3 protein-coding genes are annotated in these 1,911 nt (G+C 68.9%); all 3 read left to right on the forward strand.

The window, feature by feature from the left end; translation table 11 throughout:
• Window positions 1-72: 72 nt before the first annotated feature.
• Complete coding sequence (locus tag ACTOQ2_RS43770; protein ID WP_440107923.1) at window positions 73-414, forward strand: ArsR/SmtB family transcription factor; 342 nt, start codon at window positions 73-75, stop codon at window positions 412-414.
• Window positions 415-482: 68 nt separating this feature from the next.
• Complete coding sequence (gene arsB, locus ACTOQ2_RS43775; RefSeq protein ID WP_440107925.1) at window positions 483-1,556, forward strand: ACR3 family arsenite efflux transporter; 1,074 nt, start codon at window positions 483-485, stop codon at window positions 1,554-1,556.
• The coding region (locus ACTOQ2_RS43780; protein ID WP_440107927.1) for an arsenate reductase ArsC at window positions 1,549-1,911 on the forward strand (363 nt) is incomplete at its 3' end. The genes arsB and ACTOQ2_RS43780, both read left to right, overlap by 8 nt.

Genomic DNA, 1,911 nt, shown 5'->3' on the forward strand with positions numbered 1-1,911 from the left:
ACCGAGCACTCATAGACGTCTGTCAATATGGACAGAGCATGACTTCGATAAGCATCTATCCCCGGAGGTCCGATGGAGCTACTGCAGATCCTTGAGTGCAGCCCGCCCCTGGTTCACGAACCCCTGGACGTCGAGCAGGCTACCGGGATCGCGCAGGTGTTCAAGGCCCTGGGCGACCCGGTCCGGCTGCGGATCCTGTCGATCGTGGCCAGCCACTCGGGCGGCGAGGTGTGCGTGTGCGACATCACCGGCGCCTTCGAGCTGTCCCAGCCCACCATCAGCCACCACCTGAAGGTGCTCAAGGAGGTCGGGCTCCTGACCTCCGAGCGGCGCGCCTCCTGGGTCTACTACCGCCTGGTCCCCGAGACCTTGACCGAACTGTCGGCCCTGCTGAACACCCCCGCCACCGTCTGACCACGGCACCGTAAGGAAGATCCATGTCCTCAAATCCAACCGCTGCTTCTGCGGGTCCGCCAGGCGTGATGGGCGCCCTATCCACCCTGGACCGCCTCCTGCCGGTGTGGATCGGCCTGGCCATGGCCGCCGGACTGCTGCTGGGGCGCCTGGTCCCCGGCCTGAACTCCGCGCTGGAAGCGGTCAAGATCGGCGAGATCTCGCTGCCGATCGCGCTGGGCCTGCTGCTGATGATGTACCCGGTGCTGGCCAAGGTCCGCTACGACCGCCTGGGCACCGTCACCGGCGACCGCCGCCTGCTCCTCGCCTCCCTCGCGCTGAACTGGGTGCTCGGCCCGGCGCTGATGTTCGTGCTGGCCTGGACATTCCTGGCGGACCTGCCCGAGTACCGTACCGGCCTGATCATCGTCGGACTCGCGCGGTGCATCGCCATGGTCCTCATCTGGAACGACCTGGCCTGCGGCGACCGCGAGGCCGCCGCCGTCCTGGTCGCCATCAACTCGGTCTTCCAGGTGGTGGCCTTCGGCGTGCTCGGCTGGTTCTACCTGGAGATCCTGCCCGGCTGGCTGGGCCTGGGCGAAGGCGCCGCGCTGCAGGTCTCGGCCTGGGACATCGCCCAGTACGTGCTCATCTTCCTCGGCATCCCGCTGGCCGCCGGATACCTGTCGCGCCGGCTCGGTGAACGCGCCCGGGGCCGCGACTGGTACGAGGAGCGGTTCCTGCCGCGCATCGGGCCCGTCGCCCTGTACGGGCTGCTGTTCACCATCGTCGTCCTGTTCGCTCTACAGGGTGAGACGATCACCTCCCAGCCGGGCGACGTGGCCCGCATCGCGCTGCCGCTGCTGGCCTACTTCGCCCTCATGTGGGGTGGCTCGTTCCTGGCCGGCCGGGCGATCGGCATGACGTATGAGCGCACCACCACGCTCGCCTTCACCGCGGCGGGCAACAACTTCGAGCTGGCCATCGCGGTCGCGGTCGGCGTGTTCGGCGTCACCTCCGGCCAGGCCCTGGCCGGGGTGGTCGGCCCGCTCATCGAGGTGCCCGTCCTGGTCGCCCTGGTCTACGTCAGCCTCTGGGGCCGCCGCCTGTTCACCACCCCCACCCCCACCACCACCACTCCTGAGGGATCGGTTCATGCCTGATACGCCCAGCGTGTTGTTCGTCTGCGTGCACAACGCCGGACGCTCCCAGATGGCCGCCGGCTGGCTCACCCACCTGGCCGCAGGTCGCATCGAGGTCCGCTCCGCGGGCTCGGAGCCCGCCGAGCAGATCAACCCGGCCGCCGTGGCGGCGATGGCCGAGGTCGGCATCGACATCACCGCCGAAAAGCCCAAGGTGCTCACCACCGAGGCCGTGCAGGACTCCGACGTGGTCATCACCATGGGCTGCGGGGATGCCTGCCCGTTCTTCCCCGGCAAGCGCTATGAGGACTGGAAGCTGGACGACCCGGCCGGGCAGGGCATCGAGGCCGTCCGGCCGATCCGCGACGAGATCCGC

Source organism: Streptosporangium sp. H16 (assembly GCF_051918855.1).
GTDB lineage: Bacteria > Actinomycetota > Actinomycetes > Streptosporangiales > Streptosporangiaceae > Streptosporangium.